Source organism: Roseiflexus castenholzii DSM 13941 (assembly GCF_000017805.1).
Classification (GTDB): domain Bacteria; phylum Chloroflexota; class Chloroflexia; order Chloroflexales; family Roseiflexaceae; genus Roseiflexus; species Roseiflexus castenholzii.
Map to the genome: position 1 here is coordinate 3,625,644 of NC_009767.1, position 15,291 is coordinate 3,640,934.

The 15,291-nt window shown below is 62.5% G+C and carries 6 protein-coding genes; 1 reads left to right on the forward strand and 5 read right to left on the reverse strand.

Features of this window, described 5'->3' with window-relative positions; translation table 11 throughout:
- Nucleotides 1-65 precede the first annotated feature (65 nt).
- Nucleotides 66-1,403, forward strand: coding sequence for a dihydrolipoamide acetyltransferase family protein (locus RCAS_RS14460; protein WP_012121299.1), 1,338 nt, complete (start codon nt 66-68; stop codon nt 1,401-1,403).
- Nucleotides 1,404-1,412: 9 nt separating this feature from the next.
- Here the strand turns inward: RCAS_RS14460 and RCAS_RS14465 are convergent, their stop codons facing one another.
- The 5 genes from RCAS_RS14465 to RCAS_RS14485 form a co-directional block, all read right to left on the reverse strand.
- The gene (locus RCAS_RS14465; protein WP_232280026.1) at nt 1,413-4,904 is read right to left on the reverse strand and encodes a protein kinase domain-containing protein; all 3,492 of its coding nucleotides are present in this window, start codon (nt 4,902-4,904) and stop codon (nt 1,413-1,415) included.
- A 40-nt stretch (nt 4,905-4,944) separates the two neighbouring features.
- A complete protein-coding gene (locus tag RCAS_RS14470) occupies nt 4,945-6,108 on the reverse strand; it encodes a C39 family peptidase (protein ID WP_198135937.1) in 1,164 nt (387 codons plus the stop codon).
- A 311-nt stretch (nt 6,109-6,419) separates the two neighbouring features.
- Nucleotides 6,420-10,694, reverse strand: coding sequence for a choice-of-anchor D domain-containing protein (locus RCAS_RS14475; protein WP_012121302.1), 4,275 nt, complete (start codon nt 10,692-10,694; stop codon nt 6,420-6,422).
- Between the two features lie 36 nt (nt 10,695-10,730).
- Nucleotides 10,731-13,415 (reverse strand): Calx-beta domain-containing protein, encoded by a 2,685-nt coding sequence (locus RCAS_RS14480; RefSeq protein ID WP_012121303.1) that lies wholly within the window; start codon nt 13,413-13,415, stop codon nt 10,731-10,733.
- A gap of 20 nt (nt 13,416-13,435) precedes the next feature.
- A complete protein-coding gene (locus RCAS_RS14485; RefSeq protein ID WP_041330834.1) occupies nt 13,436-15,289 on the reverse strand; it encodes an FHA domain-containing serine/threonine-protein kinase in 1,854 nt (617 codons plus the stop codon).
- Nucleotides 15,290-15,291 lie beyond the last annotated feature (2 nt).

Below are 15,291 nucleotides of genomic sequence, written 5' to 3' on the forward strand. Positions count from 1 at the left end.
CTCAGACAACGCGCACCTTCAGCCTGCGTGTCTGCATCCGCATCTGTTACTCCAGGAATGCAACCATGGCGGTTGATATCGTTCTTCCACAGATCGGCGAAAGTATGACCGAAGCCACGATCGGGCGCTGGCTCAAGCGTGTCGGCGACCGCATCGAACGCTTCGAGGCATTGGTGGAAGTCGAGACGGATAAAGTCTCGACCGAAGTGACCTCGATTGCCAGTGGCATTTTGCTCGAAATCGTGACGCCTGAAGGCGCCACAGTGCCGGTTGGCACGCTTCTGGCGCGTATCGGCGAGACGGCGGAGAGGCATGTGAGCGCAGCGCCAGCGCCGTCGCAGGAGACAACGGCAGCGCCAGAACCTGTGCGCATCCGCCGCGGCGATGGTCCGCCGATCACGCCGGTGGTGGCGCGTCTGGCTGCTGAATATGGTATCGACCTGAGCCAAATCCGTGGCACCGGCGCCGGCGGGCGCGTCAGCAAGAAGGATGTGTTGCGCTACATCGAGATGCAGAAAGCGGCTGCCGCTTTGCTGCCCGGCGCACCCACTGCGCCGCCTCCGGCGCCCGAAGCGCCTCCCATCCCATCTGTTTCCACAGCGCCATCACCCCCTCTAGCGCGCGAAACGCCTTCTACTGCGCCTGTTGCCGAAGCGCCGCCTGCCCTGCCCACAGCGCAGCGCCCTCCAATCACGCAACCGTTGCCCGACGAGGCGATCCTCACGCCATTGACCACGATGCGACGCATGATCGCCGATCATATGGTCCGCTCCCTGCGCGACGCCCCGCAGGCCACGACGGTCTTTGAGGTCGATATGGGGCGCGTGCTGGCGCACCGCGACCGGTATCGCGCCTCTTTTGAACAGCAAGGGATACGGTTGACTCTGACAGCGTATGTGGTTCAGGCGGTTGCGACTGCGCTGCGCCGCGTTCCGGCATTGAACACGCGCTTCACTGACGAAGGGATCATCACATACCGGCGGATCAACATTGGGGTGGCGGTCGCCCTCGACGACGGATTGATCGTGCCGGTGCTGCGTGACGCCGACGAGAAAAGTCTGGCCGGCATCGCGCGCGCGTTGAACGACCTGACGGAGCGCGCCCGCGCGCGCCGCCTGCAACCGGACGACACCGAAGGGGGAACGTTTACCATCTCGAACCATGGCGTTGGCGGCAGTCTGTTCGCCACGCCGATCCTCAACCGTGGACAGAGCGGTATTCTTGGCGTCGGCGCCGTGGTGAAGCGCGCGGTCGTTGTGACCCATCAGGGGAATGATGCGATTGTCATTCGCCCGATGTGCTACCTGTCGTTGACATTCGACCACCGCGCCTGTGATGGCGCGACCGCCGACGCATTTCTGGCAGCGGTCAAAGAGGTTCTGGAAACCTACCCCGAGCAATAATCCTTTCGCTTACGGCGCAACCGTTGGCGTCGGTCTGGCGCGCGGCACGATGCACATCAACTCGACCGGCGCTGCGGTTGGGGCGATGCTCTCCAGATTGACCAACTGCGCCGCGCCATACTGGTATGTGCGGATCGGGAGTGGGCGGTCGCTCAGGCGCAACCGAACGCTGACCGGATACTCTCCCGGACGTTCGGGTCCAACCAGCATGTCAATCCGGTAGACGCCATTGGGCGCAACGCTCCCTCCACTCACCGCGCGCCGTCCGAAGTACAGGAGGAATGACTCACGCGGCGGTCCGATGCCGGTGAGCACGATCCGATCACCAGATCGACACTCAAACCGCACCACATCGGCGAGCGACACGTCAGGTGTTGGGGTGGCCGCCGGGGGCGCAGGCGGCGCGGGAGGCGGCGGCGCGGGAGGCGGTGGCGCTGCGGTTGGCAGAGGCAGAGGTTCTGCGGTTGGCGCCACAGTTGGCGGCGACGATGTGATGGTTGGTTGCGGCGTCGGAGTTGGTGTCACCACGGCAACAACGACCGACGCCTCTGCACGAATGCCAAACCGGCTAATCGCCAGGATGCTCAGATCGGGAGGAATGGCGGTCGCGTCGAGAAACTCGAAGGTCCGGCGACCGGATGCGGCAGGCGCCTGTATGCCAGACGGCAACAGTTCGACACGCTGCGCATTGTCAATTTCATAGATCAGGCGCGCCGGCTGACCGGCGATCTGCGGCGAGACTTCAAAGCGCGGGTTGCGAATGACCGGCGGGCGTGTCACGAAGTAGACAATCGCCAGAAACGCCAGGAGTGCTATCGGAATGAGCCACGGCGGTATCAGAGCGCGTTGCACGAACTGCGCCGATGACGTTTGAGCGTCGGAACGCTTTTCTGTGCGCGCATGGATCGAGAAACTGCGCGGTTGGGGCGATCCAAACCAGCGGATCGGACCGCGCACCACCAGGCGATGCCTGAATGATGCACCGGGTTCGAGCGCAACGGCATCCTCCCCCAGGTTGAAGGCAAGCGCCTGCTCGTCGTCCTCGCCGACAACGGTGTAGCGCATCGGCACATTCCCGGCATTCGTCAGCGCCAGATTGTACGACGCCCTGAACCATCCGATGACGCGGCGCGGTTTCAATTCCAGCCGGTGCTCGGTAAATGCCTGGACATTCCAGGTTGCCTGTGCGATGCCCGCCTCATTTGGTCGACTGCGCGAGCGGGCATACAGCGTGACCGGGTAGGGACCGGCGCGGTTCTCCGGCGTGCGCGGCACATTAATATTGAGCGCGACCGGCGTGCGACCATTTGGCAGCAGTTGCGGCTCCGGCAACGGACCCTGAATCCAGGTTTCCGGCACACCCTGCACCTCAACCCGCAGATGATCGACATTGTCGCTGTAGTTGTACAGCGTCATGCGCAGAACAGACGGCATGCCAGGAGTAAGAGTCATCACATCCTGTTCGAGTTCGACACCGTAGCGGTTCGAACTGAGCGGCGGTTGGGTGACGCCAATCACATCCGGCGGAGCGCCGCCGGTCGGTGGAGGCGTTTGCGTTGGAGATGCGCTGCGCGCAACGCCTGGAGGCGGCATTTGCGTGGGCGCGGCAGTCGGCGGCGTCATCACCGGTGCGCCAAAACTCGGCGTTACCGGCGCTGGCTGGCGGGGCGCCGGCGCAACCGGCGGCGTGGCGGGCGCGCTTGCGGGTTGCGCCGCCACAACTGCCGTGGGACCGGGAGCGCCGTAGGCAACCGGCGCAACAACGCTTGCTGCCTGCATCAGCGGCGGAATCAGGCGTAACCAGTAGACTCCGATACGCACCGGAGCGCCACCCTGCCACGGATACCGATCCTGGGCAGACAGACGCACACCGGCGACGAACGTCCCATTCTTCGAGCCAAGGTCCGTAATCGTCACCTGCCGCCCATCCCAATCGATAAAGGCGTGTTCCTCGGAAACGCTCTCATCAGGCAATGTCAGATCATTACTCTCCGACCGACCAATTGCCAAGCCATCGCCGGTCAGATTGACGAGATGCAACGGAGCGCCATGGTTGTCGAGCACCTGCACCTGCGGCATGCTCGACGGCGGCGGCAACGCCGGAAAACCGGGAGGCGGCGTTGCGATCATGAGCGACTGCGTGGCTGAGACCTGCGGCAGCGGCGCACCGACCGCCGGCGCCGATTCTGGCAGAATGGTCAATGCCTCATCGGGCGGAACCTCAGATGGCCCCGCCACGCTGCTGGCGGCAAGGGACGGTTGCTGTGGCGATTCTGGCAGAACGGTCAGTGCCTCATCGGCTGCCTCCGCCGGCGACGCTGCGGCAGAAGCGTTGCTCACAGGCATGGCAGGCGACGCTTCATCGGCGATCAGCGCCGCAGTCGCGTCGGCGACGGCGCTGACAGGCGTCGGTTCGATCAGCGTCTCTTCGGCGGATGCCGGCAGCGCTGTTGCTACTGCTTCGCTCTCTTCCGCCTTGATGACGGTTGCATCGGCTGAAGTCGCCGCCAGCGCCGGTTCGATCACCGTCTCTTCGCCAGAGACCATCATGGTCGCGTCGGCAGGCGGCGCCGGCGGCGCCTCAATGATCGTCACATCAGCGGGCGCTGGCGGGATGGCATGGGCGGCGACGGTCACATCATCGGCAGCAGGGATCTGCTCGATCATGGTCGAGTCGCTGGCAGAAACCGTTGACATGCGTTCACCCATTGCCACAACCAACGCTTTGAGCGCTTCCACCAATTCGTGCATCTCGAAGCGATCCGCAGGCGCAGATGCCAGACAACGCGCCACGAGCGCTTCCAGGTCCGCAGGCGCATCCGGGCGCACCAGACGCAACGGCGGAATAGCAGTGAGCGGCGGGGGCGAGCCAACGATCATTTCGTACAGCAGCGCGCCGAGCGCATAGCAATCAGTGCGTGGGTCAGGTTCACTGCCGGCGCGCAATTCCGGGGCGCGATAGGCGGCAGGGTTGGCAGCGGTTGGAGCGATCAGGCGCGCGATGCCAAAATCGCCAACCTTCAACAGATACCCGCCGCCTGGTTCCGGGAAGACGGCAATGCTTTCCGGTTTGAGCGCGCCATGGACCACGCCGCGCGCGTGCGCCGCGCTGAGCGCCACTGCCATCTGGCGCGCGCATTCGACGCACAGGCGCAGCGGCAGCGAGCGTCTTTGCACCATCTCCTGCAACGATCCGCCGGACGGAAATTCACCAACGATAAAGGCGCGCCCCTCGCTGATGCCAAATTCGTACAACTCGACGATATGCGGGTGGTACAGCGCTGCAACGGCGCGCATGTCGCGCTCGAAACGCTCACGGAAGCCAGGCGTTGCGACCTGCTCCGGCGATAACACCCGGATCACCACCGGTTGACCGGTGGGTGTGTGATACGCGCGATAGACGGCGCCGGCGCTATCGACGCTCAATTGCTCATCCAGGCGATAAGCGCCGATGGTCTGCTCATTTGCAGCATGGTCGGGCATGGCAGCGGCTTTCGTCACAGAAACGGGCGATACTCCATTATAAGCGGAATGATGGCGTTCAGATACGCTCGATGAGCCAGAAGCCGGCATTATGGCTGGTAAGGTTCTTTCGTGTGATCGTCAGAATATCGCTTGCTTCATTCGCACCCGGATCGAGCACGTTGAAAACCGAACCATCCGCGTTGACACCGTTGAGCACCATATAGTGACCACCGTAGCTTTTGTCTCCGCCACGCCGGTTTTGCCCGGTGCAACCGCGACACAGGAAGATGACCAGGTTGCCAGATCGGAGTTGATCGACCGCCTGGTCCAGCGAAATACGACGACCCCGGAATCCGGGAAACCCGGTGTGCACGTTGGTGACCATTGTATCGCCGGCAGTGCCGCTGTTGCAGATGCGACCATGGGTGGCGGCATACGTCGCCGTTTGTGGCGGGGTTACAATTTCGATCTGCCCGCCTGACGCAAGGCTCTCCGGGTCCTCCTGGTAGAGATAGTTCAGCACGATCGCCAGCGAAGTGGGACCGCATCCCGCCTGAGCAATGTTCGTGCAATCGGGTGAATTGCCATAGCGTTGGGCGCCCCAGCGACGATCAAACTGCTCGTACTCGTGAGCCGAGCCGGTTAATGCGGCAGCCAGATTATTCCGTTGCTGCTCAAGTTCGGCGCGACGCTCATGCAGCAGCATACCAACCGGATCACCGGGATCGCAGACCTGCGGCAGCGTCGCAAGTTCTGCGTCGATGGCAGCAATCTGCTCGTTGATCTGTCCGATCTGATACCGCATATGCCACCGGCGAAGCGGAGCGATCTGCTGCTGTGTCCGCTGCATTTGTTGTATGCGCTCATTCAGTTGATTGCCCAGATCGGTCATCTCGGGATGCTCAGCAGAACATGCAGGATTGGGACCGGTGCGAGCCTGAAGCGACTCGATCTCTTCCTCCAGCAGACGAAGACGCTCCTCCAGCAGATCCCGCAGGCGAAGACGGCCCTGATCGAGATCGCGTTGTAAATGTTCCCTGTCTGGACCGGATGGTTGCAGACTATCGAGCCGGGTGCGCAGGTCCCGATTTTCCTGGACTGTCACATCGATCTGACGCTCGAGTTCATCCAGACGCTCGACACGCGCCGGATTGGCGGCATCATCCGGGCGACACACTGGCTCTTCAGTGTCGAACTGGCGCTGCATAGCCAATGTGCCACTATCACGTCGTTGACTCACACGCTCCACAGAATCCGCCCCCAGAGGGCGTTCGTCGCCATCGCGCACAGACGCCTGTATAGCATCCGCTGCGCACATAGTGTGAGAAAGCGCGAATGGGAGCACATGCCACCGGTCGCCAGACATGCCAGACACATCCGCTAAAGTGCGTTCTCGATCAGAGCGCAGGGCAATCTGCTCGAAGCGATGACCGCCCCACGAGATCGCCTTTGGTGCGGTTCCTTCCGGGGTTCGGTTCTCGTGGCGCCAACCGGAAGACCCGGTTGCTCGACGACACACCGGCATATGGTCTGGCACAGACTACCTCCGCATCATGTATCTCTGGTGATCGTCGGCACATCGGTTGGCGTCGAACGATTATTGGCAGCATCGGTGGCGGTCACGACAAAATTGTTGTCGCCGGTCGCAAGGGTCACGCTGATCGAAAAACTTGTCCCGCCGCCGGTCAACTGTTGCGAGGCCGCGACACTCTCACCCGTGTCGATCGCACCATTGTTATTGGCATCGTTCCATACCTGCACGAGACTGTTGGCTTCAGCAGTTCCCTGAATATTGAAGGTTGTCGTCGTAGATAGAACCGTTGTTGGCGTGCTCGGAATGGTGACGGTCGGAGCGGGAGGCGGGGTTGTATCAATCACAATATCGCGCAGATCCGCTAGCGACTGGCCCGTAGGAATGGTCAGCACGGCATTATTCCCCGCCGCATCACGCAGCGTTGCCCCAGCCGTCAGCGTCAGCCCCGTGGAGTTGAGATCGCCAGTGTTCTGCCCCGCACCGACCACATAGGTTCCACTGGCGCTGACGCCACTGAAGGGCGCAATGGAGATCGTCACACCGGTGTTAAGCGTCACCTGGAGCGAACCGCCGCTCAGCGCGACCGACTCGCCAAAGTTGACCGTGATATTAATGCTGGCGCCGACCCCATACGTCCCATCCGACGTCGAGGAGGTCACACTTGTCACGGCTGGCGGTATGGCATCGACCGTCCAGGTGCGACTGGCAGGCGTCGGATCGATGTTGCCGACCGAGTCAATGGCGCGCACTGCAAATGTATGCGTGCCATTCGCCAGCGACAGGTTCTGCGGCGAAGAACATGCCAGGAATGCACCGCCATCCACACTGCACTCGAAGGTGCTGCCAGATTCGGAAGAAGTAAAGTTGAATGTCACCGACGGACCGGTTGTGCTACTGTCGGCGGGACCAGTGGTGATTGTTGTTTCCGGAGGTTGTGTATCGACCGTCCAGGTGCGACTGGCAGGCGTCGGATCGACATTGCCGACCGAGTCAACGGCGCGCACCTCGAACGTCTGTGAACCGTGCGTCAAACCGGTAATTGTGTGCGGGCTGGTGCAACTTGCAAACGATCCAGTATTCAAACGGCACTGGAACGTCGAAACCGACTCGGTCGAAGTGAACGTAAAGGTAACGCTGGTTGCACTGATAGTGCCGGTCGGTCCGCTGAGAATCGACGTATCCGGCGGGGTTGCATCAACCGTCCAGGTGCGACTGGCAGGCGTTGGATCGATGTTCCCGACCGCGTCGATGGCGCGCACGCTGAAGGTATACACACCGGTCGTCAGTCCGGTCAGATTTTGAGGGCTGGTGCATGGCGAAAATGCAGCGGTATTCAACCGGCACTCGAATGTTGCGCCTGCTTCCGACGAGAAGGTAAAACTCACATTCGGACCAGTCGTGCTACCGGCTGCCGGTCCTCCGGTAATCGACGTATCCGGCGGGGTTGCATCGACCGTCCAGGTGCGACTCGCCGGGCTGGCATCGATGTTCCCGGCTGCATCGATGGCGCGCACGCTGAAGGTATACACACCGGTCGTCAGTCCGGTCAGATTTTGAGGGCTGGTGCATGGCGAAAATGCAGCGGTATTCAACCGGCACTCGAATGTTGCGCCGGGTTCGGACGTGAACGTAAAGGCAACGGCTGGTCCCGTGGTGCTTCCAACCGAAGGACCGTCAGAGATAGACGTATTGGGGGGATTCGTGTCGATTGTCCACGTATACGCCGCTGGCGTACTGATATTTCCCGCCAGGTCGCGCGAGCGCACGTTGAAGGTGCGACTGCCATCAGCCAGGCCCGCAGGGGTCAATGGACTGGTGCAGGGCGCAAAACTGGCGCTATCAATACGGCACTCGAAAGTCACGCTGGGGCTTACATCGTCGCTACCGGTAAACGTAAACGGTATCGCCGGATTATTTGTCAACAATGGCGGCGTATTGCCCAGCGTAACAGTCGGCGGCGTCGTATCGATCACAATCTGGTCGCCAGCGTTGAACGGCAATTTCTCTACTGCATTACCATCGACGTTGGTCACACCATTGCTATTAACAAAATCGAGCCGGATGGTCTTGTTGCCGCCACCCGCATTCACCGTCACCGTCCATTGGTTGGTTGACGTACCGCTTGCGGGAGAGACCGACGCAATACTGGCGCCAACCGCGCCGCCAAGGGTGACCAGGCTGAAGTTCGCTGCCGAGACGCCTTTGACTGCTTCGCTGAAATTGACCTGGAACTGCACACTGGCAGCGTTGGTTGGACTACCGCCGACGCGCACAATCGAGGCCACTTCAGGGATTTCGGTCCCTGATCCACTCAGGCTCACCAGCAAGACCCCGCCAGCGGACGAGGTTTCGATCCGAAGCTGGCCCGTGCGTTGCCCCGCCGCTGCTGGCGTGAAGGTCAGGGTAATCGCACACGAGGCGCCCGGCGCCAGCGACGCGCCGCAGTTCTCGGCGCCACCACTGACGCGCGCAAAATCGGCTGCATGGACGCCACCGATCACGATTTCGTCGATTGTCAGCGGCGCATTACCGGTATTTTTCAGCAACAGCGTGCGCGGCGCTCCGGTTGTTCCTTTTTTGATGCTGCCAAACGCAATCGATGCCGGATCGACCTCACCGCTGCCTGCGACCACAGTCGTTGGCTGCGGCGCCGCCGTCGGCGACGACGCAACCGTGGCAGTCGGACGCAGCGCCGTTGCAACCGGAGATGGGGTAACCGCCGGGCGCGTGGTAGGAGATGGCGCGTTGCCGGTAGGCGCCTGCGCCGCAGCAGTCGGACCCTGCGCGGTCGTAGTTTGCGCCAGTTGCGCTTCGAGCGCCGCGCCGGTCGCTGCCAGCGCCTGCGCTTCTGCCGTCTGGGCTGCTGCCAGTGAGGTGACTGTCGCCTGAAACGCTGCGGCAAGCGCCGTTTGTGCGCTTGCCTGTTGTTCGGTCGGCAACGCCGCTACCGCAGATTGGGTTGCCGCCAGCGCCGCGCCTGCTTCAGCAAGCGCCGTCTGTCCCTGAACTGCCTGCTGGGTCGCGCGCGCAGCAAGGCGCGCCGACTCCTCAGTGATATTCCGGCCCTGTGTCCCGGCAAGAAAGCCGCTGCCAGGAACGGCAGACCACACCACCGCCGGCACATTCAGCCCATAGAGCAGGAAGAGCGCCACGAACAGCGCCAGTGGCGACCAGACCGGCAGCAGCGCCGTCTGCACAAAACGCACCTCATCATGCAGGAGACGGGAGGGTAAACCATGAATGTCGTCCTGCTCCTCGACCTCGATGGTCAGCGCGTGGGTGAGGTCGCCGCCGAAGGTGCGGCGAGGAGCGGCTATCGTCAGCGGTATGTCTGCCGTCTCTCCTGGCGCGAGCACAACACGATCCTCGGCAAACGCGACGCTGGCCATCTGGCGCTCATCGGTTGCGCGCAGATGGTACGCCGCCTGAGCATTACCGTTATTGCGCAGATGAACGGTCACCACCGCCTGGTCACGTCCACGCACCCGATGCGGCGAGACCTGCATCTCACCCGCCAGAAATGGCGCCACACGCCATTCCAGCGCCAAATCGGCAGCGGCAGACGGATCTTCCTGCGGCACGGCGCGCAGGCGCACATCGTAGGGACGGACCATGCTCTCCACGGTGGCAGGCGCCTGCACACGCACACTCGTCGTCTTCATCGAAAACGGCGGCACACGCAGCGTTGGGACCGGTTCCACCCACAGTTCGGGCAGACCCTCGAGCACAAGCGCAACAGTTAGTGGAGCGGGAGTCCGGTTAGTGACGCGCACCTCAACATCCGTCGGTTCACCGGGGATCAGCGTCAACGCCATCTGCACTGGCGACAGCGCAAGCGCCAATCCCGACGGAGCGCCTCCCGCGATCCGTTGAGTCGGCGCAGCATGGACATCGGCAGGAGCGCCTGGCGATGGTTCCGACGACAATGGCGCCCCAATATCGAGGCGCAGCGTATATGGACCGATGTGCACCTCCTGTCCCGGCTCCCAAACCTGTGGCGTCTGCGGCGTGAGGCGCACACGACCCAAGCGCGTGCCGCTTTTCGATCCCAGATCGGTAATGGTGGCGCGGCTGCCGTCCCAGTCGATCCGCGCGTGGTTGCGCGAAACAACCGGAGCATCGAGTTGAAGCGCGTTATTTGCCAGACGCCCGACCGTTATTCCAGCGGACGTCAGCGCAATCGCGCGAACCGAACCGCTCTGCGCATCGATCACGGCAACCTGCGGCGATCTGTCCCCAGACGGAGGCGCAGATTGAGAGTCGGGGGTGTTGGATGGGTTGATGTCGGGCACGACGCACACCTCCTGAACCGTTGATGGGAAGAAATGTCATGGTTGATTGATTTGCAGATCGATCTGTGCAGTGCGAACCTGGCTCCCATGGGTGACGGTGATGGTCATCCGCGCCTGTCCGATGGCGCCGCGACGGTACTGAAGCCGACTCAACCGGCTATTCGCATCGGCAAGCGTGGTCATAAATGTCTGCGGCGTAGACGTTTGAGCAAACCCGTCCAAGCCGGTGATACGCATCTCTCCCGCGTTATTGCTCGGATTTACTCCGACGATGTTCAACCGAACCATGACAGTATCAGTGTCGGGCGCGCCGCTGATAACCACCCCATCGATATCGGTCCATGGCGTGCTGGCGCCCCCGGTGACATTAACCGACGTCGGCGCGGTCAGGGTTAGTGTAACCGGTTCAGGTGTCTCAGTCGGCGTCAGCGTTGGCGTTTCGGTCGGCGTTGGCGTCAGCGTCTCCGTGGGGGTCGGCGTCAGCGTCTCGGTCGGCGTAGCCGTTGGCAGCGGCGTTGGTGTATGGGTATTGGTTGGCGTAGCCGTCGGCAGCGGCGTTGGTGTATTGGTCGGCGTGGCGGTGGCGCCAGGCAGTGGTGTGCCGGTATTGGTCGGCGTCTGGGTAGGAGCGAATGTGGCGGTCGGCGTGGCAGTTGCGATACCCGCAGCCGGTCGAATCGTGCCAACCGCGACATTATCGGCGAAATTCGCCCCGGCAGCGCTGGTCAGAACCACCCGGAACCGTCGATCGGTCGCGGTTGTGGAACTCGGCAGCGCCTGCACGACGATCACCCGTTCGGTTTCGCCCGGATTGAATGCCAGCGTACCACTGACGCTCCGATAATCGATGCCCGCCCGGGCCGTATCATCTTCAGTCGTGTACTCGACACTCACGGTTGCAGAACTGCTGCTGGACAGACGCACGGTGAACGTCATCGTTGTCTCACCGCTTGTGCGGCGTTGCACCGACGCATCATCGATGGTCAATTCGGGCAACCCTGGCGCTGGTGTCTGAGTCGGCGCCGGAGTTGGCGTGAGTGTCGGCGTGCGGGTGCGCGTCAGCGTTGCGGTTGGGGACGGAGCGCCGGCAACCGGTGACGCCGTCGGCGCAGGCAGCGTCCCCGGCGGAACCGTGGCAAATGGTGCGTCTGTCGGCGGAGGCAGCGTCGGCAACGCAGTGAACTGAAGCGCAATTGCGGTTGCAGAAGCAAATTGCGCTGCCAGCGTCGCCTGGAGCGCCACCTGCTGATCGGCAGGCGCCGCCGTCGCCGTTTGCGCCAGCGCCGCGAGGGTCGCCTGCCCTTGCTGTTCAATGAGTTGCAATTGTTGTGCCGTTGCCGTCGCTTCTGCGGCAGCCGTTGCGCGCATATCCGGCGGCGACTCGGTTGGCGCAGCAAAGATGCCGTACCCTGGCAGCATGCCGGCAAGCGATGCCGGCAACGCAGCAAAACCGCACAACAGCGCCAGCAACAGCAACGTCAGCACCATCGGTATCCACCAGAGTGGAAATGCTGGCGTCTGCACAAACTGCGCCTGCACGCTCAGCGTTTCGCGCAGCGCCTGCTGAACATCGGTCTCGACCGCCTGCACAGTGAACGGGTGCTGTCGTTCTGCGCCAAACACACGACGTTCGACAACGACCGTCAGCGATGTCTCTGCGGCTTCGCCAGGTCCGACAGTCAGGCGCTCCTGCGCAATCGAATACGCCAGTTCCTGAAGATCATCGGTTGCGCTGAGCGCATACGATGCCGGAACATTACCATTATTGCGCACAGTAACGGTATACACCGCCCGATCGCGACCTCTGGCGCGTTTCGGCGCAATCGACAATTCTCCCGCCAGGAAGGGCGCCACCCGCCACTCCAGCGGCGCCTCGAACATGAGCGTCGGCAGTTCGGCGGCGAATGCCTGAAGCGAGACCGCATACGACCCGGCGCGGCTCGCACTGGATGCCGGCGCCTGGACGAGCAGAGTCGCCGGAACCCGCGCCCCAGGCATAACGGTGACCGTCGGTGCAACCTCGACCCACTCCGGCGGCAACCCATCGAGCATCAGAGAAACGGTGAGCGGAATCGTCGCATGATTGGTCACAACAACATTGATTGTGACGTGCTCGCCAGGAGTCAGAGTCAGCGCACGTTGATCCGGCAAAACGGCGAGCGCAACCGCAGTCGCCGGTTCAACGGCGGCTCCTGCGCGTTCCGGGGCAGCCATGTCGGGATTCAAAAGACCGGTGGGCACAGCAGGCGACGACGGCGCATCCGCCGGCACAAGGCGTCCCGTGGGCGCGCCAGGGATTGCAGCAGCGGCAGCCGCCGCCGCAGGCGCCGGCGGCGGGGCGCCAGGATAGAGACGCAGGGTATAGCGGCCAATACGCAGCGGTTGATCGGGAAGCCATTCATACGGGGTTTGCGGCGTCAGACGCACAGCGCCCAGGAATGTTCCCGACTTCGAGCCGAGATCGGTCACGCGGGCGCGCCGTCCATCCCACTCGACACGGGCATGGTTGCGCGAGATGGTCGGATCATCGAGAACCAGAGCGCTGCTTTTGAGGCGACCAATCGTTACTCCTGCCGCCGTCACTTCAACAGACTGAGCAGGTTGACCACGCGCATCAATCAGCGCGACAAAAGCAGGGCGTTCGTTCGTAGAAGAAGCAACAACCTGCGTAGCATATGGATTGGGCGACGCCTCTGAGTCAGGCGCTTCGTCTGGCGACATACACATCCCTCTGCAAGGCTCTAAATCGGCAAGAGCGATGTTTGCACGAATGTAGCCTCTGCTGTTGCCGTGCCAACTCCCAACACTGCTGCAATCACCTTAAACCGATGCGTTTGGGCGCCGCCAAAAATACGCCGATTGCTGCGCACCTCGAGCGACGTCTCGACCGTTTCCCCGGGAGGGAGATGAAGTTCGTGCTGCGCGAAATTGTACGCCAGCGCCTGATGGTCATCTTCCGCCATCAACACGATATGCGCTATCGCACCACCCTGATTCGTCAACTGAACCGCATACCGCGCCTGATCACGTCCGCGAGCCATCTCAGGCATGATCTGCACACTCAGCGACGGCGGCGCGGCGACACTCCACGACGCCTGCACCGATGCGCCTGTCTGTGGTTGAATGGTCGAGCACGCATGAACCTGCACATCGTAGGTTCCGCCGCGCGCGTCGGGAGACACAGGCACATACAGCGCCAGTCGAACCACCGTTTGCGATCCGGCGGCCACCCGAACCGGACCCTCCGGCATGCGTATCCAGGAAGCGGGCCATCCTTCGACCGCCAGCGCCAGCGTGTCGTCGCTATTGCCACGGTTGAGCAGCGTCACCTCGATGACAACCTCCTGACCGGCGACGACCTGAAGCGAATCCTGACCGGGCGCCAGGGTCATACCAATCTGATCATCCCGATGTTGAGCCAGTTCCAGCGTAAACGGACCGACCTCCAGACGCTGCCCGATTTCCCAGGCATGCGATTCATGCGGCGTCATCGGTGCGCCATCGAGCAGCGTCCCGCCGCGCGATCCCAGGTCCTTCACGCGCACACGCCGCCCACTCCATTCGATGGTCAGGTGATTACGTGACACTGCCGGATCATCGAGCACAATCTGATGCCCCGCGCGCCGCCCGACGGTCAACCCCTGTTCCGTGAGTGGAACCTGCTGCACCACCTGTCCCGCCGCATCGATCACCCAGACGACCAACCCCTCGGGCACAGGCGGTAGAGGCGCTGGCGCCTGCATCACCCGACGGAGCGCCTGAGCCAGTTCCGCGCCGGTTGCGAAGCGCTCCTCCGGTTTCTTCGCCAGGCAGCGAAGAATGATCGCCTCAACCGCAACCGGCAGATCAGACGCGACCGTGCGCGGCGACGGCGGCTGCGCGTAGACGTGCTTCTCAACCGCCTCACTGATTCGGCTGACAGTGAACGGCAAATAGCCGGTAACCACTTCATACAGCACTATCCCGAGCGAATAGATGTCACTGCGCCCATCAACCGGCAGCCCCTGACACTGTTCCGGCGACATGTACGCCGGCGTACCGACCGTCATCCCGCTGGCGGTAATGCCGCCGCCGCCTTCGACCATCCGCGCCAGACCGAAATCAGTCAGTTTGAGCACATAGAGCGAGCGTCCGCCAGGACCGGCGTGCCGTTCGATCAGCATATTATCCGGCTTGATATCGCGATGCACAATCCCCCTGGCGTGCGCAAAATCGAGCGCTTCCGCCGCCTGCCGGATCAGATCGAGACCAAAGGTGAGCGGCCATTTCACACCTTCACGCATGCGACGGTCGAGCAACGTGCGCAGCGATCCGTCGGGCATATACTCCATCGCAATATAGTACCGACCTTGCTGTTCATCGAAATTGAAGATACGCACAATATGCGGATGTTCAAGCGCAGCAACCGCCTGCGCCTCCTGACGAAAGCGCGCCTGAAAGCCGGGATCGCTCGCCATGTGCGGATGCATGACCTTGATCGCCTGCAAGCGATCAAGGTGAACGTGGCGCGCCCGAAACACCTGCCCCATGCCACCCGCGCCCAGTAGCGCCTCGATACGGCAGTTCCCGATGATCTGTCCCAGAAGATCGTTCATCA